Origin of the sequence: Curtobacterium sp. PhB146, from assembly GCF_004342995.1 — a bacterium.
Classification (GTDB): Bacteria; Actinomycetota; Actinomycetes; order Actinomycetales; family Microbacteriaceae; genus Curtobacterium.
Map to the genome: position 1 here is coordinate 33,810 of NZ_SMBN01000004.1, position 24,004 is coordinate 57,813.

Genomic DNA, 24,004 nt, shown 5'->3' on the forward strand with positions numbered 1-24,004 from the left:
ACGACCGACGCCCGATCAGAACGACCGAGGCCCGATCAGAACGACCGCACCGGCGTCCTGACGACCTGTCCGGCGTGCGCGAACCCGCCGCCGAAGCCGAACAACAGCGCGGGGACGCCCTCGGGCAGGTCGCCACGCGCCCACGCCTTCGACAACCCGAGCGGGACGCTGGCGGCCGAGGTGTTCCCGGACTCGACGACGTCGCGGATGACGAACTTCGACTCCCCGCCCAGTGCGGTGACGAGCGGCTCGATGATCCGCAGGTTCGCCTGGTGGAACGCGAACACCTCGATGTCGTCCATGGTGAGCCCGGCGGCCTCGACGACCTTGCGGGCGTGCCCCTCGGCCTCGGTGATGGCCCAGCGGTAGATCGATCGGCCCTCCTGGTTGAACCGACCCGGCGACCCCTCGACCCGCACCGCGTCGAGCAGGTGCGGCACGCTGCCCCACGAGACGGGGCCGATCTCGGGGACGTCGGCCGCGCCGAGCACGGCGGCCCCGGCCCCGTCACCGACGAGCACGCACGTCGACCGATCGGTCCAGTCGGCGATGGCGGAGAGGGTCTCGGACCCGATGACGAGCGCGACGTCGGTGGACCCGACGCGGATCGACTGGTCGGCGAGGGCGAGCGCGTACTCGAACCCGCTGCACGCGGTGTTGATGTCGATGGGCGCCGGGCCGTTCGTCATCCCGAGCGCGGCGGCCACCCGACCGGCGGTGTAGGGCGCACGGTCCTGGTGCGTAGTGGAGGCGACGATGACGAGTCCGACGGCCGAGGGCGAGACGCCGGCGTCGGCGAGGGCGTTGCGGCCCGCTTCGATCGCCATCGACGTGACGGTGTCGTCCGGCCCGGCGATGTGGCGGGTCTGGATCCCGGTCCGGGTGCGGATCCACTCGTCGTTGGTGTCGACCATGGTCGAGAGTTCGTCGTTGGTCAGGATGCGTTCGGGCTGGTGGTGACCGAACCCGAGGATCCGGCTGCCACGGAGTGCTGGGGTGTTCACCGTCGTCACGGTACTCCTCCCCCGAACCAGAACATGCCCCCGACGGCATGCGGCGGCGCAGCGACGCAGCATGCAGAACCGGTACTCCCAGGGCCTGGCAGGGTGCCCCTCGGAGCGCGTAGACCGGACCCATGGACTACACACACCTCGGACGGACAGGGCTGTCGGTTTCACGGGCAGTGCTCGGCACGATGAACTTCGGCCCGGAGACCACTGAAGACGACTCGCACGCCATCATGGACCGGGCCCACGAGCTCGGCGTCAACTTCTTCGACACCGCCAACGGCTACGGCGGCTCGGTGGGCAAGGGCGCCACCGAGGAGATCATCGGCCGCTGGTTCGCGAAGGGCGGCGGCCGTCGCGAGAAGACGGTCCTGGCGACGAAGGTCTACGGCGACATGATCGACTGGCCGAACGGCGGCAAGCTCAGCGCCTTCAACATCCGCCAGTCGCTCGACGCCAGCCTGCAGCGCCTGCAGACGGACCACATCGACCTGTACCAGTTCCACCACGTCGACCGTGCGACCCCGTGGGACGAGATCTGGCAGGCGATCGACGTCGCCGTGCAGCAGGGCAAGGTCCTGTACGTCGGGTCGTCGAACTTCGCCGGCTGGCACATCGCCCAGGCGCAGGAGGCTGCGAAGCGCCGCCACACCTTCGGCCTGGTGAGCGAGCAGTCGATCTACAACCTCGTGGTGCGCGACATCGAGCGCGAGGTCCTGCCCGCCGCCCGCGAGTACGGCCTCGGCGTCATCCCGTGGTCCCCGCTGCAGGGCGGCCTGCTCGGTGGTGTCATCGAGAAGACCGAGAACGGCTCCCGCCGTCTGTCGGGTCGCAGCGCCGAGTACGTCGAGGGGCACCGCGACCAGCTCACCGCCTACGAGTCGTTCGCCAAGGAGCTCGGTCACACGCCCGGCGAGCTCGCCCTCGCGTGGCTCCTCCACCAGCCCGGTGTGACCGCGCCGATCACCGGCCCCCGCACGATGGAGCAGTGGGAGTCCGCGGTCCGCGCCGTCGACATCCGCCTGGACCAGCGTGCGCTGAACCGGCTCGACGAGATCTTCCCGGGGCACAAGACCTCACCGGAGGACTACGCCTGGTGAGCTGACGGAACGGGCCGGGACCACGGCCCGCGATCAGGACCACGGACGGGAGGCACGGTGCGCGTCGGACGCGCACCGTGCCTCCCGTCCGCCGTTGCGACCACTGCCCGTGGCAAGTCGCCAGGACGACGCACGCCCGTCAGAGCGCTGCGATCTCCGCGTCCGTCAGCCCGGCCCAGCGCAGGTACGCGGTGACACTGCCCCACCGCGCCTCGACGTGCCGGATCACGGTGGTCATGGTCTCCGGCACGCACCGTTGCGCGACAGCGGTCGCCTCGGGGTCCGTGCTGACCGCACGCTCTGCGGCGAACCGATCGGACAGCCCGGCAGCGCTGGCGGCGTAGTCGTCGCCGACGGCCTCGATCGACGCACCCCAGAGTCGGGCGAGCAGTCCGCTGACGACGCCGGTGCGGTCCTTGCCGGCGGAGCAGCAGACGAGCACGTCGCCGTCGGACCGGGCGATCGCGCGGAACGCGGCGGCGATCCCGGTGCGGTGGCGCTCGAGCCAGTCGATGTACTGCTCCTCGAGCTGCACGGCCTGGGTGCCGGACTCGACGGTCGACGGGTCGAACAGCGGGACGAGCCGGTAGCCGTCGGTGGTGCCGAGCGGGTGCGGGACGCGGGCGACCTCGTCGTCACGGCGCAGGTCGACCACGGCCGCGAGTCCGTGCGGGTAGGCGTCGGCACCGACGCGTTCGGTGTTGGCGCGGTACACGGTGCGAGGGCGGGCGTCCTGCAGGGCCGGTCCCCCGACCTCGCGCAGGTTGGTGAGGGTCGACGTCGTCGTCATGCCGTCAACCCTGCCAGACGCCAGACGCCAGATGACCGACGACAGACCGCACGACGACGGGCCCCGCGCTTGCTGTGTGCGCGGGGCCCGTCGTCGTGCGGGTGGTGCTGGTGGAGCTGGTGTCTGCTGGCTAGCGGACCGAGACCGGCGAGTCGTCGGTCTGCTCGTAGAGGACGTAGCCCTCTTCGCCGTGGACCGCGGTGTCGATGCCGGCGACCTCGTCCTCGGTCTTGACGCGGAAGCCGATCGTCTTCTCGATGAGGAAGCCGATGACGAACGCCAGGACGAAGGAGTAGATGCCGACGGCCAGGGCCGCGGTGGCCTGCTTGCCGAGCTGCTCGAACGAGCCCGAGTAGATCAGGCCGGTGTCGTTGGCGAAGAAGCCGAGGTACAGCGTGCCGACGATGCCGCCGACCAGGTGGACACCGACGACGTCGAGCGAGTCGTCGAAGCCGAGACGGTACTTCCAGTCGATGGCGAAGCAGCAGATGATGCCGGCGACGAAGCCGAGCAGGATGCCCCAACCCGGGGTCAGGTTGGCACATGCCGGGGTGATGGCGACGAGACCGGTGACGGCACCCGAGGCGGCGCCGACCGAGGTGGCCTTGCCGTCCTTGAGCTTCTCGACGAGCAGCCAGCCGAGGATGGCGGCGGCCGGTGCGGCGAGGGTGTTGACCCAGGCGATCGCGGCGATGCCGTCAGCGGCGCCCTCGGAGCCGGCGTTGAAGCCGAACCAGCCGAACCACAGGATGGCGGCGCCGAGCAGGACGAAGGGCGGGTTGTGCGGCTTGTGCGCACCCTTGGCGAAGCCGACGCGCTTGCCGAGGACGAGCGCCAGGGCGAGACCTGCTGCACCGGCGTTGATGTGTACCGCGGTGCCACCGGCGAAGTCGATGACGCCCCACGTGGCAGCCCAACCCGAGGTCAGGTTGAAGACCCACGAGGCGACGGGGAAGTAGACGACGGTGACCCAGATGCCCGCGAAGACCATCCAGGCGCCGAACTTGGCGCGGTCGGCGATGGCGCCGGAGATGAGCGCGACCGTGATGATCGCGAAGGTGGCCTGGAAGCCGACGAACGCCATCGACGGGTACGCGGCCTGGATGTTCGAGGACTGCGCCTCCTCGAAGGCCTGGCCGAGGCCGATCTGGTTCCAGTCGATGCTGAAGAACCCGACGACACCGGAGACCGCCGTGCCGTCCCCGTGGTTGGCGAAGGCGATCGCGTAGCCGTAGAGCACCCACAGGACGCTCACGAGTGCGATCGCACCGAACGACATCATCATCATGCTGATGACGGACTTGGCCTTCACCAAACCGCCGTAGAAGAAGGCCAGGCCGGGTGTCATGAACAACACCAGCGCCGCCATGACCAACACGAACGTCGTGTTGCCCTGATCAAGCATCTGTTCACCTCTCGATTGCACGAGCGGCTCTTGGACCGCCTCGGGTGACACCGAGTCTGGCGAGGTGACGTTTCACGAGGGGGCACGATGTGTTTCGCGGATGTAACGCGACGGCGCGGTTTGTAAACGTCGTGTTTCGCACGGCCCGATGCCCCCTGGACAGGGGGTGCACCGACCGGTCAGCGGATGCCCCGGACGGTGCGGGTCAGTCCTGGGCGCGGCTCAGGGCCACGACACGGCTCGCTGCGCGCAGGTACTTCTTGCGGTAGCCGCCGTCGAGCATGGCGTCGGGGTACACCTGGTCGAGCGGCGTGCCCGAGGCCACGATCCGGACCTGGGCGTCGTACAGCCGGTCGACGAGCGCCACCCACCGGAGCGCGTCGGTCTGGTCCGTGAAGGCCCGGACGTCGGTGAGCCCGACGGCGTCGAGGTCCTCGACGAGCGCGACGTACTTCGACGGGTGCACCGAGCCGAGGTGCGCGACCACGGCCGAGAAGTCGTCGAGCGTGACGGTGCCGGCCGGCAGCGCCGCGGCCACGTCGGACACCACGCCGGCCGATTCGTCGACCGCGCGGCGGCGGTAGTCGAGCCCGTCGATCCGCATGGTGTCGAACCGGTCGGACATCGCCTGGATCTCCCGCAGGAAGTCCTGGGCCGCGAACCGGCCCTCTCCGAGCGCGCCGGGAGGCGTGTTCGAGGTGGCGGCGAACCGGGTGCCGGTCTCGCTCAGCTCCTTGATCAGGCGGGTCATGACCATGGTGTCGCCCGGGTCGTCGAGCTCGAACTCGTCGATGCAGACCAGCGCGGTCCCGCGCAGCAGGTCGACCGTGCCCTGGAACCCGAGCGCGCCGACCAGGGCCGTGTACTCGATGAACGTGCCGAACGTCTTCCGCCCGGAGGCCGCGTGGTACGCCGCGGCGAGTAGGTGGGTCTTGCCGACCCCGAACCCGCCGTCCAGGTAGACGCCCGACTTCGCGGCGGGCTCGACCGACTGCTTGCGGCGGCCGAACAGCCCGCGACGTGGCGCGTCGGTCGGCCCGGCCGCGACGAACGCGGCGACGGCGTCGCGCACGTCGGCCTGCGAGGCGTAGTCCGGGTCGGGCCGGTACGAGTCGAACGAGGCGGCCGCGAACTGGGGCGGTGGCACGAGTGCCGCGGCCATCTGCTGCGGGGTCACCTGGGGGTCACGGTCGACGAGGTGCGCTGGCGCGGTGTTCGTGGACAATCAGGGACCCTTCCGGGAAGCAAGTCGTGCGGTGTCACGTTGCGGCTGGGGCACGGTACGTCCGCGTACCGTTGCCCACAGGCACCGACGACCGATCCTAGTCCGGTGCCGGATGACCACCTGGAGGTAGCCCACCATGACCGCACCGGTCGACCCGTCCGAGAAGTTCACCGCCTACGCCCACCCGGAGCGTCTCGTCTCCACCGAGTGGCTGCAGGAACAACTGGACGCCCACACCCCCGACCTGGTCGTCGTCGAGTCCGACGAGGACGTCCTGCTCTACGAGACCGGACACATCCCCGGCGCGGTCAAGATCGACTGGCACACCGACCTCAACGACCCGGTGCAGCGCGACTACATCGACGGCGAGGCGTTCGCCGAGCTGCTCGGCAGCAAGGGCATCGGCCGCGAGACCACCGTCGTGGTCTACGGCGACAAGAACAACTGGTGGGCCGCGTACGCCCTCTGGGTCTTCTCGCTGTTCGGCCACGAGGACGTCCGCCTGCTCGACGGTGGCCGCGCGAAGTGGATCGCCGAGGACCGCGCCCTCACCACCGACGAGACCGTCGTCACGCCGGCCGAGTACCCGGTCGTCGACCGGATCGACACCGAGATCCGCGCCTACAAGGACGACGTGCTCGCCCACCTCGGCAAGCCCCTCATCGACGTGCGCAGCCCGGGCGAGTACGACGGTTCCCGCACCACCGCGCCCGACTACCCGGAAGAGGGTGCGCTGCGCGGCGGCCACGTCCCCACCGCGGTGAACATCCCGTGGGCGACCGCCGCCGCACCGGACGGCACCTTCAAGCCGCGCGCCGAACTCGACGCCATCTACCGCGAGGGCGCCGGCATCGGCGATGCGGACGAGGTCATCGCGTACTGCCGCATCGGCGAGCGGTCGAGCCACACCTGGTTCGTCCTCCAGCACCTGCTCGGCTACGACAGCGTCCGCAACTACGACGGCTCGTGGACCGAGTGGGGCAGCGCCGTCCGCGTCCCGATCGTGCAGGGCGCGGAGCCGGGTACAGTTCCGAACCGATGAACGACAGCACCGAGGCCACCCTCCCCGCCACCCTCGCCGAGATCCGCGACGACTTCCTCGCCCTGGGCCAGAAGGACCGCCTGCAGCTCCTCCTCGAGTTCTCGAACGAGCTGCCCGCGCTGCCCGAACGGCTGCAGGGGCACGAGGACGAACTCGAACGGGTCGAGGAGTGCCAGTCCCCCGTGTTCATCACGGTGACCGTGGGCGAGGACGGCGACGCACTCGACGTCGTCCGCATGCACGCGACCGCGCCGCGCGAGGCGCCGACCACGCGCGGCTTCGCCTCCATCCTCGCGCAGGGCCTGAGCGGCCTGACGGCAGCGCAGGTGCTCGCCGTGCCGGCGGACTACCCGCTGACCATCGGCCTGTCCGAGGCGGTCAGCCCGCTGCGGATCCGCGGCATGGTGGGCATGCTCGGACGCGTGCAGCGTCAGGTGCAGGCTGCGGTGTCGTAGACGCGACCGGAAAGCGGACGGGAGGCCCGTGGCGGATCCGCCACGGGCCTCCCGTCCATCTCCCCTCGGCACGCATGCCGTCCTCTGGAATTTCAGTCCGGATCCGTGCCAGGATGGTGCGGTCAGCACCAGGGGGGAATGACGATGGCGAAGATCCACGGGAACGATCCGACCGGCTACTCGTACAGCGCGGCGGATGCACTCAAGTCGGCTTCGACGGCGCTCGCGTCGTCGATCGACGGCCAGTCCGGGTCGCGGTCGTCATCGGTGACGACTGCGCGTGCGGAGTTCCGGGGCTACTTCTCCGAGGTCTTCGCGGACAACGCCGACATCGCCTCGCGCAGCGCGACGAAGCTCGTCGAGTCGCTGCAGAGCCTGTCGGGGTTCGTGCAGCAGCTGCGCGACGCCGCGAAGGACGAGGACGACCGGCGGAAGCAGGCGAAGGCGTGGGACGCCCGCAAGCGTGAACGCGAGGAGAACTTCCTCGTCGCCGCCGGGCACGAGGTCTCGACGTGGTTCGGCGGGGGCGACGACCCGAAGCCTCCGGAGCCCGAGCCGGAGCCACGACTGCAGGCGGACGAGGTCAGCGTCACGGGGCGGGAGTTCCCGGCGGGCGGCGGGACCAGCGGTGGGACGTCGTCCGCCGTCCCCGCGGACCTCCGCTCCTTCGAGGCGACCACCCGGACGCTCGACGCCGATCTGTCCGGCGCCGTCTCGACGTTCCGGAACGCCCTGAGCGACTACGAGGCCGAGTGCAACCCGTGCTGGGGCACCCTGAACGCCCAGTCGCTGCTGACCGCGGTGAACGACTGGCTCACGGCGAACGGGAAGGACGCCGACTGGGCGGGCACCGTCGCAGCGCAGTTCGAGGCCGCCGGTGGCGGTGCCGGGCCTGCGACGCTGTCGGACGCGGCGATCGCGGCCGCGCTGTCCTCGGCGGGGATCGACGCAGGTCGCGACGACTTCACCATCGGGCCGTTCTCGGCGATGGGGACGCCCCCGACCAACGGGTTCGCCGACGACCCGGTCAACACGGCCACCGGCAACTTCCTCGAGCCCGAGACCGACCTGTCCTTCGCGGGGCAGGCCGCGTCGCTCCGGCTCACCCGCATGTACAACTCACTCGACGGCCGCGTCGGGGTGTTCGGACTCGGGTGGTCCTCCATCCTCGACATCCGGCTCGAGGTCAGCGACGAGGCCGCCTCGGTCGTGCTGGACGACGGCCGGCAGGTCGACTTCCCACGGCAGGGGGACGGGTGGAGCCGCGGCGTCGGCGAGGACCTGTGGCTCCGGGCCGAGCAGGACTCGCTCGTCGTGCGGGACAACGCCGGCGGCCGGTGGGCGTTCACGCCGTCCGGACTGTGGCTGAGCAGTGCGCGTGGAGCGGGCACCGCCGTGACCGTGCGACGCGACGAGCACGATCGGATCACGCGGCTCGCGCACGTGTTCGGGCGGTTCGTCGACATCGAGTACAGCGGCGACCGGGTGGCGTCCGCGACGGCGTCGGACGGGCGCCGCGTCGAGTACCACTACGACGAGGGCCGCCGGCTGGTCCGGGCGACCGACGCCGTCGGCAGTCGCCGGTACCGCTGGAACGCGGACGGCCTGATCGACCGGGTGACCGCTGCGACGGGAGTCGTCGAGTGCGAGAACACCTACGACGACCGCGGCCGGGTCGTCGAGCAGCGCACACCGTTCGGTCGACGGGTCCGGTTCTCGTACCTGCCGGGTCGGGTCACCTCGGTCTCCGACATCGACGGGGTCCACGCGAACACCTGGATCGCCGACCGGAAGGGCCGCGTCGTCGGGATCATCGACACCGACGGGCAGCGCCAGTCGATGTCGTACGACCCGCACGGCAACCTCGTCTCGGTGACCGAGCGCGATGGTCAGGTGACCGTCCACGGGTACGACGACCGCGGGCGTCGGGTCCGGACCGTGACGCCGGAGGGCGCCGATCTGACCTTCGGGTACGACGAGCAGGACCGCATGACCACGGTGGTCACCGCGAACGGTGGGGTCGTCGAGTACGGGTACACGGGCGACGACCGGAACCCGTCCGTCGTCATCGACCCTGTCGGCGGTCGCACGCTGCTCGAGTGGCGGGACGGCGTGCTCGTCCGCACCACCGATCCGACGGGCGTCGTCGTCACGTTCCACCACGACGCGTCCGGTGAGCTCGTCGGCGTCGAGAACGCCGTCGGCGACACCGCACGTCTGATGCGCGACGCCGGAGGCAGGATCGTCGAGGCCGTCACGCCGCTCGGCAACCGGACCCGGTACCGCTACGACGCCGCCGGGCTGCTTACCGCGCGCGAGGACCCGGACGGGGGACTGTGGCGGTTCGAGCACGGCGACGGCGGTCGGGTCACGGCGACGATCGACCCGACCGGTGCCCGCACGGAAGTCACCTACGGTCCACACGGCGAGGTCGTCTCCACCACGGACCCCCTCGGTCGCGTCGTCGCGAAGGACTTCGACGCGTTCGGCAACGTGTCGACGATGACCCTGCCCGACGGTGCCGAGTGGGCGTTCGTGCACGACGCGCTCTCCCGGCTCGAAGCCGTGGTCGACCCGGCCGGTGGCACCTGGGAGCGGGAGTACGACGCGGTCGGAGCCCTCGGCGCCACCGTCGACCCGACCGGTGTCCGCACTGAGGTCGGGCGCTCGCGCGCGGACGGCGTCTCCACGGTCCGCGACGCCTTCGACGCCGTGTCCGTGACGACCGACGAGTTCGGGCGTCCGACCCGGCTCGAGCACGCGGATTCCTCTGCTGAGCTGACGACGTACGACGCGTGCGGCCGCCCGGTCGAGCTCGTCGACGCGAACGGTGGCCTCGCCCGCATCGAACGTGACCTCGCCGGACGCGTCGTCGCCGTCACCACCCCGGCGGGCCGCACCACCCGGTACGAGTACGACGCGTGCGGCCGACCGGTCTCCGCGATCGATCCCGCCGGCGCACGCACCACGCTGACCTACGACGCCGATTCGCGGGTCGTCGCGCGCACCCTGCCGACCGGCGAGGTCGCACGCACCGAGTACGACCGCCAGGGCCGGGTCGTCCACGCCGACGTCCCCGGGGTCGGCACCGTCCGGTACCGGTACGACCGGGTCGGTCGCGTGGTCTCGGCGCGGGACACCCGCTTCGGCCAGCGGACCTTCCGGTACGACGCCGCAGGACAGCTCGTCGCTGCGGTGAACGGGCTCGGCGGCACCACCCGCTACGAGCACGACCAGCGTGGACGCCTCGTCCGCACCGTCGATCCGCTGGGTGGCGTGACCGTCCGGACGTACACGCAGCTCGACAACGTGGCCTCGTCCACCGATCAGCTCGGGCGCACGACGACGGCGACCTACGACCCCGCCGGACGACAGCTCACCCAGACCGACCCGGACGGCACCGTGCTGCGGTGGGAGTACGACGCAGCCGGTCGGGAATCCGCGCAGTACGCCGGCGACCGTCTGATCGGCCGCATCGACCGCGATGCCCGCGCCCGCACGGTGACGATCACCGATGAGACCCGTCCGGACTCCCCCACTGCCCACGTCCTCGAGTTCAGCCGGCTGGGGCAGCTCGTCCGACGCTCGACCGGCGCCCGGGAAACGCGGTGGACCAACGATGCCGACGGGCTCCGCACCTCGGTGCAGTCCCCCAACGGGTCCACGACCCGGTACACGCACGACGCCACCGGACGGGTCGTCCGGGTCGAGCACTCGGTCTTCGGCGAGGTCCGGTACGAACACGACCCGGCAGGCCAGCTCCTGCAGGCCCGCGCCGGCGATCAGTTGCAGACCTGGGAGTACGCGAACGGACACGTCGTCCGGCACGCGCGCATCGACTCGGACGGCACGCACCTCAGCACCATCGGGCGCGACGCCGACGGGCGCATCACCCGGGTCGACGGACCCGGCGGGAGCACCACCTACGAGCACGACGATGCCGCGCAGCTGGTGGCGTCCGTCCAGGACGGCAGTCGCACGGGCTGGGTCTACGACGCAGCAGGTCGCCTGGTCGAGGAACGAACGGACTCCGGGGCCCGACGGTTCTCGTACGACGCCGCCGGACAGCTGACCAGGGTCGACGCTCCGGACGGGGCGCCCGAGGCGGAGTACGCCTACGACGGCGCAGGTCGACGGATCCAGACGGTCCGAACGGACGGCGTCGCGACCACGTACCGCTGGGCCCCGCAGGGTCACCTCACCGGGGTGGCGGAGACCACCGCGGCGGGCAGCACCACGACCGACCTGCACGTCGACGCCCTCGGTGAACTCGCCGATGTCGACGGCGTCCCGATCGACTGGGACACCGCCGCGTTCGCGCCGACGCTCCTCGCTGTCGGCGACACCCCGGTCGTCCGCGCTCCCGGTGGTCTCACGGGGGTGGGCGACGGGTGGGCAACCAGCGGTCGGCGCACCACGAGAGCAGCCGACGACGCCGACCCGTGGCAGACGCTCCTCGACCTCGGCGGCTCCGGCCTGCCCGGCGGGATCGCCCTCGGCGCCGACGGTTCGCTGCAGGTCGCCGGCTTGGAGTGGATGGGTGCCCGCGCCTACGACTCGTCGTCGCGCGGCTTCCTGTCCATCGACCCGGTCACCGCGCCCGCCGGAGCAGCCTGGGCGGGCAACCCCTACTCGTTCGCCGGCAACGATCCGCTGCACGCCATCGACCCGCTCGGTCTCGCGCCCGTTACCGACGCGGAACTGGAGGCCTACGCGGCGGCCGAACAGGGTCCGCTCGCCCGGGCCGCCGCGGCCACCGGTGACTGGTTCGCGGACAACTGGGAGTACGTCGCCGGCGGCGCGATGGTCGTTGCGGGCGGTGTGCTCGTCGCCACCGGTGTCGGCGGTCCGGTCGGCGCGATGCTCATCAGCGCCGGTGCCGACACCATCATCCAGAAGGCCACCACCGGCGAGGTGAACTGGGGCCAGGTGGCCGTCAGCGGGGCCTTCGGTGCCGTCGGCGGTGGTGCCGGAGCCCTGATCGGGAAACACCTGCTCGGGAACGCGGCAGAAGGAGCGGTCGAGAACGTCGCGAACTACGCGGTGAGTGGCCAGCCGGTGACCCCGGGTGGTCTGCTCCGGAACGCGGCCGAAGGTGCCGCGACGTCGGCGGCCACCGGCGGCACGATGTCGAAGGTGCACCTGCCGACCGCGGTGAACAAGTTGGACGACCTCGCGCCGACCCCGCCTGTCAACGTCCTCCCGTCGAGCGGGAAGACGTTCGTCGTGACGCCACAGGGGACGGCCTACGACATCCCTGCTGGTTGGGACATCGGACCGGCTCGGACCAACCGAGGGCTCGTTGCGCAAGATCCTGCTTCTGCAGCGAACCCGGGCATGCACGACGATGCCAACATGATCCGGGTGATGGAACCCACCGAACGGTATCCGAACGGCTACAGCCGTTACAGCAACGACTACGGGCAATGGCTCGATCCCCGAACGGGGAAGCCCGGCTCAAAGCCGGACAGCCATGTTCCCAGTGAGCACCAGGGAGAGTACCTCGGATGGCCGAACTGACCGCAAATGACGTTCACCTCGCACTCGTCGGCGAGACTGTCGACCTCATCTGGATCGACTTCAGGCTCACCCTCGCGTTCTCGAACCGGAGCATGGTCTCGTTCGAGACCACCTTCGCGATCAGGGATACGGATGGTGTGACGGTCTCGGTGGATCCGGAAGACAAGGATTCCCTGCTCCCCGCTCTCCATCTCCACACACAGAACGTCACGGGAGCTCGGATCGACGAAAGTGCGCTCGAAATCACATTCTCATCGGGAACGACTCTTCGAGCAGAACCGGACGACGATTACGAATCGTGGCATTACTCCGGCCCTGAGACGCCACCGGTCAGAGCGACCGCTCTCGGAGGTGGCAACCTGTTCATCTCGATACCTGGTGACGGCACTCCGATCGAGCGCGGTTGAGCTGAGCTGAGGATGGCCGCGCAGCCAGATGCCTCGACCAGACGAGGTCCGGAACCGACACAACCCATCGTCGGCGGAGATCCGACGGTGACGGACGCACCCCCGGACATCTCGATCGGCCATCTCCGAGCGGTCACCAACGATTCGACTGTGGAGCTCCATCCGGCGGACCTACTCGAAGCAGGAGCCGAACCTCGTACCGTTCATCGACCCACTCGAAGCCCTCGGGGAGGAGGACGTCCTGATCTGTCAGGTCGAGCACGGCGATGAACTGGTGACCGTGGTGCTCTTCGCGACGGATCGAACGCTCGTGGCGGCCACGGCGATCGACCGATTCGTCGGTCTCGTCCACATCACCGTCGAGGAGCTGTGCGCGCGCCTCCGTGTGTCGAACGCCCCGGGGGTGGAACTGGCGCTCGAGGTGGCATCGCAGTGTCGGTCCGAGGAGCGGGTCCGCATCTTCGAGCAGGGCGCGCTGTCGACGGCACGGACGTTCCTGACGAAGTACACGATGGCCGCCGAGAAGGGCTTCGACGTCCGTGGACTCGACGGGTTCGCACGTGCGCTTGTGCCGCTCGGTAGCGAGCAGCCGGGGTTCTGCACCGTGCAGGCTGACGCCGCGGTCGCGATCACCGCGTTCACGCCCGGCAGGATCGACGTCCTCGCCGCCATGAGCGTCGGCGGGCTCTCGCCCCAGACAGGAACGACCGAGGAGAACGGATGACCACGACAGTGCCGAGCGACCTGGGGATGGTCACGCACACGATCCCCGCTGATCACGTCGCGTTACCCGACCTCGTGCAGTTCTTCGCGGGCTCGAAACACTAGGGCTCGAAACGCCAGGGCGCGAGACACCAGGCCTCGATTCAACCGAGCTCGTCTGGGTCCTCACGACGCTGTCCGCCGTCACGTCCCCTGACCATTTGGTCGAGGCGCTCCCCCTCGAACGCCGTGTCAACACGGCGGAGGACCCAGGGCTCATCCTCAACCAAGCCGAGGCGACGGACATCGCCGACAGCATCTGGCAGCTCATCGACGGCGAGTTCCTCGGGTACCTCCCTGGCACGGACCTGACCGACGAGACGAACCTGGTCGTCCGCATCGACGCGTTCGACAGCGGCGAATGGACCGTGACGGTCCGACCGCCGCTCACGACGATGAGCGATGCCTTCGACCGGACGCACGGCCCAGCGCAGCCCGGCCGACCGGCGACTCGTCTCGAGGAGGTCGGGCCTCGCCAGCAGACGACGAACGGAACGAGTGCCACACCGGCCGCTTCGTGAGCAGAAAGGGTCGAGTGCGCGACGGTGATCCGACCATTTCTGCTCACTATGCGACCGAACGGACGCAAGGGCAGACGGGAGGCCCGTGGCGGATCCGCCACGGGCCTCCCGTCCGTCTGTCCCTGCGTCTACCGCGCGCTGGCCGCCCCGCGACGCTGGACCACCTCGGTGAGCCACGCGAGGATGCGGGCGTCGAACCAGTCGGCGTCGTGGTTCCAGAGCTTGGTGTGCCGGGCCGTGGTCTGCACCTCGAGCCGTACCAGGTCGGGTCGGGCGCGTGCGAGGTCGTGCGAGGCCGAGGACGGCACGAACCCGTCGTCGTCGCTGTGCAGCAGGAGGATCGGCACCGTCAGCTCGGCGGACCGGGTGACCATGTCGAGCTCGCGCAGGTCGACCGGCTGCTGCAGGCCGGCGAGCCGGTGCAGCACCGGGGTGCGGAGCAGACGCTGAGCGACCTCGCGAACCGGCCGCGGCAACCCCATCAACTGACTCTGGGACTTGAGCACCGCGTGCCAGTCGACCACGGGCGACTCGAGCACCACGCCGTCGACGAGTCCGGCGAAGCGTGAGCGCAACAGGGTCTGCAGCACGACGGCACCGCCCATCGACCAGCCCATGAGCACGACGCTCTGCGCGTTCTGCGCACTGAGCCACCGGAGGACGGAGTCGATGTCCTCCCACTCGGTGCTGCCGAGGCCGTAGCGGCCGTCGACGCTCGGTGGTGCGACGCCGTCGTTCCGCCACGAGGCGAGCACGACCGAGTAGCCGGCGGCGCGGAAGACGGGGACGGCGCGGATGGTCTCGGCGCGGGTGACACCGCGGCCGTGCACCAGGACGGCCCACGGGGCGTCCGGGTCGTCGGCACGGACGACCCAGGCCGGTGCGGGGCCGTTCGGGGTGGGGATGTCGATGTCCTCGACGGGCACGTCGAGCTCGCCGGGGGTCAGGTAGAACCAGCCGCCCCAGCGACCGCGGCGTGCAGCGGTCGGGTCGCCGGCGTCGATCGCGATGATGCGGCGCGTGACCGTGGTCTCGGTGGTGCCGAGGACCTCGCCGACGCGCATGTGCCCGGTGCCGGCGCCGAACCAGAGCGAGTAGCGACCCTGCAGCTCGGTGTCGGCGGTCCGCTCGATGGTCACCGTCATCCGGACCGGGTCGACGGCGTGGATCGGGACGCGTTCGGTGCGCTTGCGGTCCGGGGTGACGACGGCGCGGGCGACGGCGGCGACGAAGCCACCGATGACGGCCGTCCCCACCGCGGCGGCGGCCAGACCGGCACCGAGGGCGATGAAGCCGGCCGATCGTGCGGTCTCCTGGACGGCGTCCTCGGCGGGTCGCGCGGATCGGGACATGGCCCGGAGCCTAGTCTGCATGTGTGTCCGAAACCCGAGAGCCCGACGCCTTCGCGCGGCTCCGCGCGTTCGTGTCCTCCGGCAGCAGCCGCTCCGAGACCACCGTCACCGAGATCCCCTCGCCCACGCGGATCGCACCGTTCTCGATCGCCCTGGCGGCGGACGTGTCCGGCACCGCGCACGGCGTCGAGTCGGACCTCGGCACCGGACGGTTCATCGCCCTGTACGACCCCGAAGAACCCGAGGGCTGGGGCGGCGCGTTCCGGGTGGTCTCGTTCGCGCAAGCACCACTCGAACCCGAGATCGGTGTCGACGAGTTCGTCGCCGACGTCACGTGGAGCTGGCTCGTCGACGCGCTCGAGACGCACGGTGCCGAGTACGACCACGCTTCGGGCACGGCCACCAAGATCATCTCGCGCGGGTACGGCGACCTCGCCGCACAGGGCGACGGCGCCCAGCTGGAACTCCGCGCGTCGTGGACGCCCCGCGGCGACGACCTCACCGCACACGTCCAGGCATGGCAGGACATCGTCGCCATGCTCGCCGGTCTGCCTCCTGCCTCGGACGGCGTGACCCTGCTGGCCCCGAGGAGGCTCGCCAAGTGACCGACCCCGCCAGTTCGACCCCCGGTGCACCGGACCCCGCGTTCGAGGACTCGCACGAGGCCGTCAAGGTCATCGACTCGCGCGACGACTACCTCGACGCCGTCGCGGCGATCGCCGCCGGTCACGGGCCCGTCGCCGTCGACGCCGAGCGCGCCAGCGGCTACCGCTACTCGCAGCGCGCCTACCTGATCCAGGTGTTCCGTCGCGGTGCCGGTGCGTTCCTGTTCGACCCGATCCCGATCGGCGACTTCTCCGAACTGCAGGCGGCCATCGTCGACGAGGAGTGGCTGTTCCACGCCGCCTCGCAGGACCTGCCCTGCCTGCAGGAGGTGGGTCTCGTCCCGACCCGCATCTTCGACACCGAACTCGGAGCCCGCATCGCCGGGTTCCCCCGCGTCGGTCTCGGCGCCGTCGTCGAGCAGCTGCTCGGGATCACGCTCGCCAAGGCGCACTCGGCAGCGGACTGGTCGACCCGGCCGTTGCCGCAGTCGTGGCTCGTGTACGCGTCGCTCGACGTCGAACTCCTGCCCGACCTGCGTGACGCCCTCGCCGCGAAGCTCGACGAGGCCGGCAAGTCCCGGATCGCGGAAGAGGAGTTCGACGCGGTGCTGCACCGCGCCCCGAAGCCCGTCCGTGCCGAGCCGTGGCGCCGGCTGTCCGGCATGCACGCGCTCCGTGGCGCCCGCGCCCTGGCGATCGCCCGGTCGCTCTGGGTCGCCCGTGACGAGTACGCCCGCGCCGCCGACATCGCTCCGGGGCGCACGATCCCCGACGCCGCTATCGTCGCAGCGGCAGCCGCCGCACCGTCGTCGCGCGCCGAACTCGGCGGCCTGAAGGCCTTCACGGGTCGCGCCAGCCGTTCCGAGCTCGATCGCTGGTGGGCCGCGGTCGACGAAGGCCTGACGACCGAGGACCTGCCGAAGCTCCGCGGATCCGGTGAAGCGACGCTCCCGCCGCCCCGCGCCTGGGCCGACCGCAACCCCGCGGCCGACCGCCGGTACAAGGCCGCACGGGCCGCGGTGACGAAGCGGTCCGAGGAGCTCGACATCCCGCTCGAGAACCTGCTCACGCCGGAGACCCTGCGTGTGGTCTCGTGGGCACCGCCGTCGCCGCCGTCGACCGAGCTGGTCGGGGCCGCCCTCGCCGCACACGAGGCCCGCCCCTGGCAGGTGGAGGAACTCTCCTCGATCATCGCGTCGGCCTTTGTCGCTGCTGCACAGCAGCCCGCGCCGACGGATGACGTCGAGTCGTAGGAACCGCCCAACCGGCATGCGGCCGCCCAGCCTGGGGGCATAGCGTCGGGAGCGTCGCCGGGCGAGGCCCGGCCGGCCGGAGCGACCAGCGTTCCGGCCCGATCGATGAGGATCTGGGAGGCCCGGATTGCCAAAGGCATCAGACGTCGTGTTCGTGGACGGAGTTCGGACACCGTTCGGACGAGCCGGCGAGAAGGGGGTGTTCTGGAAGACCCGGTCCGACGACCTCGCGGTGCACGCGATGCGCGGACTGCTCGACCGGAACGCCTCGCTCGACACCGCAGCGGTGGACGACGTCGCCGTCGCGGCGACCACGCAGCAGGGTGACCAGGGGCTGACCCTCGGCCGCACCGTCGGCATGTTGGCCGGCCTGCCGAAGTCGGTCCCCGGGTACGCGATCGACCGCATGTGCGCCGGTGCCATGACGAGCGTCACGACGCTCGCGGGTGCCATCGCCTTCGGTGCCGCGGACATCGCGATCGCCGGTGGCGTCGAGCACATGGGACGCCACCCGATGGGCTTCAACTCGGACCCGAACCCGCGGTTCATCGCGGAACGCATGGTGTCGAGCGACGCGCTGGTGATGGGGTCCACCGCCGAGCGCCTGCACGACCGCTTCCCGGCGATCACGAAGGACCGCACGGACGCCTACGCCGTCCAGTCCCAGCAGCGCTACGCCGCGGCGTGGGCCGCCGGCAAGCTGCAGCCCGACGTCATCCCGGTCGAGGTGAACAAGGGCGACGGGTGGGACGTCATCAGCACCGACGAGCCGCCGCGTCCGGGCACGACGCTCGAGGCGCTGGCCGCGCTGAAGACGCCGTTCCGCCCGCACGGACGGGTCACCGCCGGCAACGCCGCCGGCCTCAACGACGGCGCGACCATGAGCTTGCTCGCCTCGGCCGAGGGCGCCAAGGAGCACGGCCTGCCCACGAAGATGCGCATGGTCTCGTTCGCCTTCGCCGGCGTCGAGCCCGAGGTCATGGGCGTCGGCCCGGTCCCCGCCACCGACAAGGCGCTGTCGAAGGCCGGCCTGTCGATCGACGACATCGGCCTGTTCGAGATCAACGAGGCGTTCGCGGTGCAGGTGCTCGCGTTCCTCGACAACTACGGCATCGCGCAGGACTCCACGAACGTCAACGCGTGGGGCGGCGCGATCGCCGTCGGCCACCCGCTGGCATCGAGCGGTGTCCGCCTGATGAACCAGCTCGCCGCGCAGTTCGCCGAGCGTCCGGACGTCCAGTACGGCATCACCACGATGTGCATCGGACTCGGCCAGGGCGGCACCGTCATCTGGGAGAACCCCGGCTTCAGCAAGTCCGCAGCACGTTCGGCTCGGAAGGGGGCATGAGCATGACCACCGTCGACACCGACCGTCTGTCCGAACTCAGCGAGGACGAGGTCGTCACGCACTCGTTCGTCAAGCACGTCACGATGCCCTCCGGTGGTACCCTGGCGCTCATCACGCTCGACAACGGCAAGGACTACAAGCGTCCGAGCACCCTCGGGCCGCGGACGCTGCGCGAACTCTCCGGTGTGCTCGACACCCTGAAGACCGAGGCGACGGCCGGCACGATCCAGGGCGTCGCGATCACCGGCAAGGAGTACTGCTTCGCTGCCGGTGCCGACCTGTCGCAGGCAGCGTCCGTGCCGTCGCGGGACGTGGCGCACGACCTCGCGGCCCTCGGCCACGCCACCCTCCGCAAGCTGTCCGACCTCGGCGTGCCGTCGTTCGCGTTCATCAACGGCATCGCCCTCGGCGGCGGGCTCGAGATCGGACTGCACTGCACCTACCGGGTGTTCTCGTCCGCGGCGCAGGGCATCGGCCTGCCCGAGGTCTTCCTCGGCATCATCCCGGGCTGGGGCGGCGCGACGCTGCTCCCCCGTCTGATCGGTCCGGAGCGCGCGCTGCGGGTCATCGTGGAGAACCCCCTCAAGAACAACCGCCTGATGGACGGAGCGGCCGCGGTCGAGATCGGCATCGGCGACGCGCTGATCCCGTCGGTGACGTTCCTGCCGTCAGCCGTCGCGTGGGCCGACGGCGTCATTGCCGGTCGCGTGTCGGTCAAGCGGCCGGGCGAACCGGGCATGCTCGAGAAGGCTGCCTGGGGCACGGTCGTCAAGGTCGCCCGTGGGCAGGTCGCGTCGAAGATCGGGACGGTGCCGAAGTCGCCGTTCCGCGCGCTCGACCTCGTCGCCGCCGCTCGCGGCGGCTCCCTGGACGAACGGTTCGCCGACGAGGACGACGCCCTCGCCGACCTGCTCTCCGGTGACCAGTTCGCCGCGTCGATGTACGCGTTCGACCTGGTGCAGAAGCGTGCGAAGAAGCCCGTCGGTGCTCCGGAGGGTGTCGAGCCGAAGAAGATCACGAAGGTCGGCGTCCTCGGTGCTGGTCTCATGGCATCGCAGTTCGCGCTGCTCTTCGCCCGACGACTCGGCGTCCCCGTCGTGATCACGGATGTCGACCAGTCCCGCGTCGACGCCGGTGTGGAGCGGATCCGCGGTGAGGTCGGCAAGCTGCTCGAGAAGGGGCGGATCTCCCCCGACGACGCGAACCGCATCACCGCACTCGTCAGCGGGTCGGTGTCGTACGACGCCTTCGCCGACGCCGACTGGGTGATCGAGGCCGTCTTCGAGGAGATGAGCGTCAAGCAAGAGGTCTTCCGGAAGATCGAGCAGGTCATCGCGCCGGACGCCATCCTCGCCACCAACACCTCGTCGTTGTCCGTCTCCGAGATGGGCTCGGTGCTGTCCGACCCGTCGCGCCTGGTCGGGTTCCACTTCTTCAACCCGGTCGCCGTGATGCCCTTGCTCGAGGTCGTCCGCACTGCCGACACCTCCGACGAGACGCTCGTCACGGCACTCGCCGTCGCGAAGACCCTCAAGAAGACGGCGATCATCACGGCCGACCAGCCGGGCTTCGTCGTCAACCGGGTGCTCGCACGGGTCCTCGGTGAGGCGATGCGCGGCGTCGAGCAGGGCACCTCGTTCGACGTCGTGGCGGCCGGTGCCGCGCCGCTCGGACTGCCGATGTCGCCGTTCGAACTGCTCGAGCTCGTCGGTCTGCCGGTGGGTGCGCACGTGCTCGACTCGCACCACGCCGCTTGGCCGGAGCGCTTCTACCCCGGTGACGGGCTGAAGAAGATCGCCGAGCACGGGAAGATCCTGACCCGCGACAAGAAGGGCAACGCGACCGGGTACGACCCCGCCGCCGTCAAGCTCGTCGCGCCGTCGAAGAAGGACGCGAAGCCGGTCGACGCCGCCGCGATGCAGCAGCGCTTCGAGGACGCCCTCGCCGACGAGCTGCACCGCATGCTCGAGGACGAGGTCGTCCAGCACGTCGAGGAGATCGACCTCGGCCTGATCCTCGGCGCGGGCTACCCGTTCCAGGCCGGTGGGATCAGCCCCTACCTCGACCGCAGTGGTGCGTCCGAGCGCGTGTTCGGTGGGAGCTTCCACGACCCACTGATCGTCGGCCCGGTTTCCCGGTAGCCGGCGCGAGTCCCCCCCCCCCCCCCCCGCACAACCGAAGTCACCCCGAACCGCAGATCGCCGTGGTTCGGGGTGACTTCGGTTGTGCGGCACTGATGCGGGCCGCCGCCGCCAGCATCCCCGACGTCCGCCGCCTCCGACAGCGCCCGCCGTCAACCACCGACGCAGTCGTTGCTGCCGCTGAAGCACGGCGGGACCGACGGCCGTGGTGCCGGCGGCTCGGGCGGCTCGTTGTCGTACGACGTGAAGTACGCGGCGCTGTGCGTCACGACGAGCACGTAGTCCGCCCCGCTCGCCCGGACCGCGTCGTCGCGTCCGTCGACGCCGAGACCCGGTGCGGACTGCACGACGGACGACCCCTCCGACTGCCACAGTCCGAGTGACCCGTCCCAACCGCGGACCCGCACGACCGCGAACCGGTCCTGCCCGAGGTCGTTGCCGAGTGCGATCGACTGCCGCCCACCGATGTCGACCAAGTACGGTGTCGAGCCGTCCGGCTGGATCGCCTGTGCCACGAGGTCCTCGTCGGTCAGGCCGCCCGTGCGCAGCGCCGGTCCGGCGATGCGCACCGCGTCGACCGGTGTGGTTGCACCGTCGATCGTGTACACCGCTCCGGCGTCGATCCGACACGTCGTGCCCGAAGCGGGCTGGAAGAACCCGGAGTTGCTCGCGTGGCCGCACGAGTCCGTCCAGGTGGCATCAACCCGGTGGACTGCGGCGGTGCCCTCCCAGTCGACCACACGGTGCATCGTCTGTCTGGCGCCGACCCGGGCATCTGCACCGAGCTCCGGCGTGACCGTGCCGTCGTTCATCGCTGCGCACCCTGAGGACAGCGCCACCACCGCGAGACCGATCGCCACCGCCGTCGTCCTGAACCCCCGTCGCATGCGGCGATCCTGCCAGACGTCCCCGAGGGACATGCCCCTGTCGGCATGCGTGACCCTCCGCGACCCGCCTAGCGGTCGGCGGACTCCCGCGACCGCGCGGGCTTCGCCTGCGGCAACTTCGTCCCGACGACCTGGTCGATCACGTCGCGGGCGATCGCCTGCGCCGTCAGTCCGACGTCGGCGAGGATCTGCGACCGGGTCGCGTGGTCGATGAACTCGTCGGGCAGCCCCAGCTCGTTCACGCCCGTGTCGACCCCGGCGGCCCGCAGGTCCTGCCGGAGTCGGGTCCCGACGCCACCGACGCGCACGCCGTCCTCGATCGTGATGACGAGCCGGTGCGTCCGCGACAGCTCGATGAGCGAGCCCGGGATCGGGACCACCCAGCGCGGGTCGACGACGGTGACGCCGATGCCCTGCGCCTCGAGCAGCGCCGCGGCCTCGAGCGCCGTCGGCACCATGGAGCCGACGGCCACGAAGAGCACGTCCTCGACGCCGTCCGCAGCGGCGTGCAGCACTTCCACACCATCGTGGAGGCGACGGACGGCGGGGATGTCGGGCCCGACCTGGCCCTTCGACCACCGCAGCACGGTGGGGGCGTCGTCGACGGCGATCGCCTCGCGGAACTCCTCGCGCAGGGTCGCTGCGTCACGGGGTGCGGCGATCCGGATGCCGGGCACGACCTGCAGCAACGCGAGGTCCCACATGCCGTGGTGCGATGGTCCGTCCGGTCCGGTGATGCCGGCACGGTCGAGCACGAACGTCACGCCGGCCTTGTGCAGCGCGACGTCCATCAGCACCTGGTCGAACGCCCGGTTCAGGAACGTCGCGTAGAGCGCCACGACCGGGTGCAGGCCGCCGTACGCAAGGCCGGCGGCGGTCGTCACGGCGTGCTGCTCGGCGATGCCGACGTCGTACACGCGGTCGGGGTGCTGCTCCTGGAACAGGTGCAGTCCGGTCGGCCGGAGCATCGCAGCCGTGATCGCGACGACACGGGGGTCCGAATCGCCCACAGAAGCCAGGGTCGACGCGAACACCGAGGTCCACGACGGACCCGACGCGGCGTCGAGCGACTCCCCCGTCTCCGGGTCGATGTGTCCGACGGCGTGGAACTGGTCGGCCTGGTCGCGCAGGGCCGGCTCGAACCCGTGCCCCTTCTCGGTGATCGCGTGCACGATCGTCGGGGCACCGTAGGCCTTCGCCTGACGGAGCGCCGCCTCCATGGCCCGCTGGTCGTGTCCGTTGACCGGCCCGATGTACTTGATGTCGAGGTTCGAGTACAGCGCTTCGTTGTTCGTGAAGCGCGACAGGAACCCGTGCAGCCCCCCGCGCATCCCGCGGTACACGGCCCGGCCGGGAGCACCGAAGCGGTCGGCCACGGCACGGGAGGTCTCGTACAGCGCCCGGTACTCACGCCGCGTGCGCATGGAGCTGAGGAACCGCGCCATGCCGCCGATCGTCGGAGCGTACGAGCGGCCGTTGTCGTTGACGACGATGACCAGGCGGCGGTCGTTGTCGTCCGAGATGTTGTTGAGCGCCTCCCACGTCATCCCACCGGTGAGGGCGCCGTCACCGACCACCGCGACGACGGTGCGGTCGGTCTGTCCGGTCTGCCCGAACGCGCGGGAGATCCCGTCGGCCCAGGACAGGGACGACGACGCGTGCGAGGACTCCACGATGTCGTGCTCGGACTCGCTGCGCTGCGGGTAGCCGGCGATGCCGCCCCGCTCGCGGAGCTTCGAGAAGTCCTGCCGCCCGGTGACGAGCTTGTGCACGTACGACTGGTGCCCCGTGTCGAACACGAAGGGGTCGTTCGGCGAGTCGAACACCCGGTGCATCGCGAGCGTCAGCTCGACCACACCGAGGTTGGGCCCGAGGTGCCCACCGGTCTTCGCGACCTCGGCCACCAAGAACCGGCGGATCTCGGCGGCGAGTTCGGTCATCTGCACGTCGGAGAGACGCTTCAGGTCGCGCGGCGACGTGATGCTGCTGAGCAGGCTCACGGGCGCTCCTTTCGTGGGGCTGTCGGCCCACTCTATTCTCGTGGACTCCCATTCAACCGACCTCGCAGGCTCGGTCGGCGCTGGCGCCGCGCGCCGCTGGCGCGTCGCATCATGCGGAGCGCGCGGGAGGCCCGTGGCGGTGTCGCCACGGGCCTCCCGTCCGTCCTGTGGTCGCGTCAGCGAC

18 protein-coding genes are annotated in these 24,004 nt (G+C 70.6%); 11 read left to right on the forward strand and 7 right to left on the reverse strand.

Translation table 11 applies throughout. The features are described from left to right. Positions 1–35 precede the first annotated feature (35 nt). Complete coding sequence (locus EDF33_RS15045; protein WP_132100472.1) at positions 36–1,004, reverse strand: beta-ketoacyl-ACP synthase 3; 969 nt, start codon at positions 1,002–1,004, stop codon at positions 36–38. Positions 1,005–1,135: 131 nt separating this feature from the next. Between EDF33_RS15045 and EDF33_RS15050 the strand changes: the two genes are divergently transcribed. Continuing rightward, a complete protein-coding gene (locus EDF33_RS15050; RefSeq protein ID WP_131879932.1) occupies positions 1,136–2,107 on the forward strand; it encodes an aldo/keto reductase in 972 nt (323 codons plus the stop codon). A 139-nt stretch (positions 2,108–2,246) separates the two neighbouring features. Here EDF33_RS15050 and EDF33_RS15055 read toward each other — a convergent pair whose 3' ends face one another. From EDF33_RS15055 to zapE, 3 genes are all read right to left on the reverse strand, one after another. After that, a complete protein-coding gene (locus tag EDF33_RS15055) occupies positions 2,247–2,897 on the reverse strand; it encodes a tyrosine-protein phosphatase (protein WP_131879930.1) in 651 nt (216 codons plus the stop codon). Positions 2,898–3,027: 130 nt separating this feature from the next. Then, positions 3,028–4,302, reverse strand: coding sequence for an ammonium transporter (locus EDF33_RS15060; protein ID WP_111086361.1), 1,275 nt, complete (start codon positions 4,300–4,302; stop codon positions 3,028–3,030). 205 nt (positions 4,303–4,507) lie between these two features. Beyond that, positions 4,508–5,527 carry a cell division protein ZapE gene (gene zapE, locus EDF33_RS15065; RefSeq protein WP_123292707.1) on the reverse strand — a complete coding sequence of 340 codons (1,020 nt, stop codon included), beginning with the start codon at positions 5,525–5,527 and terminating at the stop codon, positions 4,508–4,510. 136 nt (positions 5,528–5,663) lie between these two features. Here zapE and EDF33_RS15070 point away from each other — a divergent pair, with 136 nt between their 5' ends. The 6 genes from EDF33_RS15070 to EDF33_RS15095 all read left to right on the forward strand — a co-directional run bounded on the left by EDF33_RS15070 (position 5,664) and on the right by EDF33_RS15095 (position 14,234). Next, positions 5,664–6,569, forward strand: a complete 906-nt coding sequence (locus tag EDF33_RS15070; protein ID WP_123292706.1) for a sulfurtransferase — start codon at positions 5,664–5,666, stop codon at positions 6,567–6,569. Then, complete coding sequence (locus EDF33_RS15075) at positions 6,566–7,024, forward strand: SufE family protein (RefSeq protein WP_123938160.1); 459 nt, start codon at positions 6,566–6,568, stop codon at positions 7,022–7,024. The genes EDF33_RS15070 and EDF33_RS15075 overlap by 4 nt, the downstream gene beginning before the upstream one ends. A 144-nt stretch (positions 7,025–7,168) precedes the next feature. Continuing rightward, positions 7,169–12,544, forward strand: coding sequence for a DUF6531 domain-containing protein (locus tag EDF33_RS15080; protein ID WP_132100473.1), 5,376 nt, complete (start codon positions 7,169–7,171; stop codon positions 12,542–12,544). Then, positions 12,532–12,951 carry a DUF6188 family protein gene (locus EDF33_RS15085; protein WP_123938162.1) on the forward strand — a complete coding sequence of 140 codons (420 nt, stop codon included), beginning with the start codon at positions 12,532–12,534 and terminating at the stop codon, positions 12,949–12,951. Before EDF33_RS15080 ends, EDF33_RS15085 begins: the two co-directional genes overlap by 13 nt. A gap of 274 nt (positions 12,952–13,225) precedes the next feature. After that, positions 13,226–13,675: a hypothetical protein gene (locus tag EDF33_RS15090; RefSeq protein ID WP_123938163.1), complete on the forward strand. Its 450-nt coding sequence runs from the start codon at positions 13,226–13,228 to the stop codon at positions 13,673–13,675. 199 nt (positions 13,676–13,874) lie between these two features. Further along, positions 13,875–14,234, forward strand: coding sequence for a hypothetical protein (locus EDF33_RS15095; protein ID WP_123938164.1), 360 nt, complete (start codon positions 13,875–13,877; stop codon positions 14,232–14,234). Positions 14,235–14,362: 128 nt separating this feature from the next. Here EDF33_RS15095 and EDF33_RS15100 read toward each other — a convergent pair whose 3' ends face one another. Beyond that, a complete protein-coding gene (locus tag EDF33_RS15100) occupies positions 14,363–15,586 on the reverse strand; it encodes an alpha/beta fold hydrolase (protein WP_165918834.1) in 1,224 nt (407 codons plus the stop codon). 23 nt (positions 15,587–15,609) lie between these two features. Between EDF33_RS15100 and EDF33_RS15105 the strand changes: the two genes are divergently transcribed. The 4 genes from EDF33_RS15105 to EDF33_RS15120 all read left to right on the forward strand — a co-directional run bounded on the left by EDF33_RS15105 (position 15,610) and on the right by EDF33_RS15120 (position 20,933). Beyond that, positions 15,610–16,191: a DUF3000 domain-containing protein gene (locus EDF33_RS15105; RefSeq protein WP_123938166.1), complete on the forward strand. Its 582-nt coding sequence runs from the start codon at positions 15,610–15,612 to the stop codon at positions 16,189–16,191. Positions 16,192–16,262: 71 nt separating this feature from the next. After that, positions 16,263–17,444: an HRDC domain-containing protein gene (locus tag EDF33_RS15110; protein ID WP_123938445.1), complete on the forward strand. Its 1,182-nt coding sequence runs from the start codon at positions 16,263–16,265 to the stop codon at positions 17,442–17,444. A gap of 127 nt (positions 17,445–17,571) precedes the next feature. Beyond that, positions 17,572–18,792 (forward strand): thiolase family protein, encoded by a 1,221-nt coding sequence (locus tag EDF33_RS15115; protein WP_123292696.1) that lies wholly within the window; start codon positions 17,572–17,574, stop codon positions 18,790–18,792. Further along, positions 18,789–20,933, forward strand: coding sequence for a 3-hydroxyacyl-CoA dehydrogenase NAD-binding domain-containing protein (locus EDF33_RS15120; protein ID WP_131879926.1), 2,145 nt, complete (start codon positions 18,789–18,791; stop codon positions 20,931–20,933). Before EDF33_RS15115 ends, EDF33_RS15120 begins: the two co-directional genes overlap by 4 nt. Before the next feature lie 152 nt (positions 20,934–21,085). Here EDF33_RS15120 and EDF33_RS15125 read toward each other — a convergent pair whose 3' ends face one another. Together EDF33_RS15125 and dxs are read right to left on the reverse strand one after the other, a co-directional pair. Continuing rightward, complete coding sequence (locus tag EDF33_RS15125) at positions 21,086–21,820, reverse strand: hypothetical protein (RefSeq protein WP_123938168.1); 735 nt, start codon at positions 21,818–21,820, stop codon at positions 21,086–21,088. A gap of 68 nt (positions 21,821–21,888) precedes the next feature. Continuing rightward, positions 21,889–23,820 carry a 1-deoxy-D-xylulose-5-phosphate synthase gene (gene dxs, locus EDF33_RS15130; protein WP_123938169.1) on the reverse strand — a complete coding sequence of 644 codons (1,932 nt, stop codon included), beginning with the start codon at positions 23,818–23,820 and terminating at the stop codon, positions 21,889–21,891. Positions 23,821–24,004 lie beyond the last annotated feature (184 nt).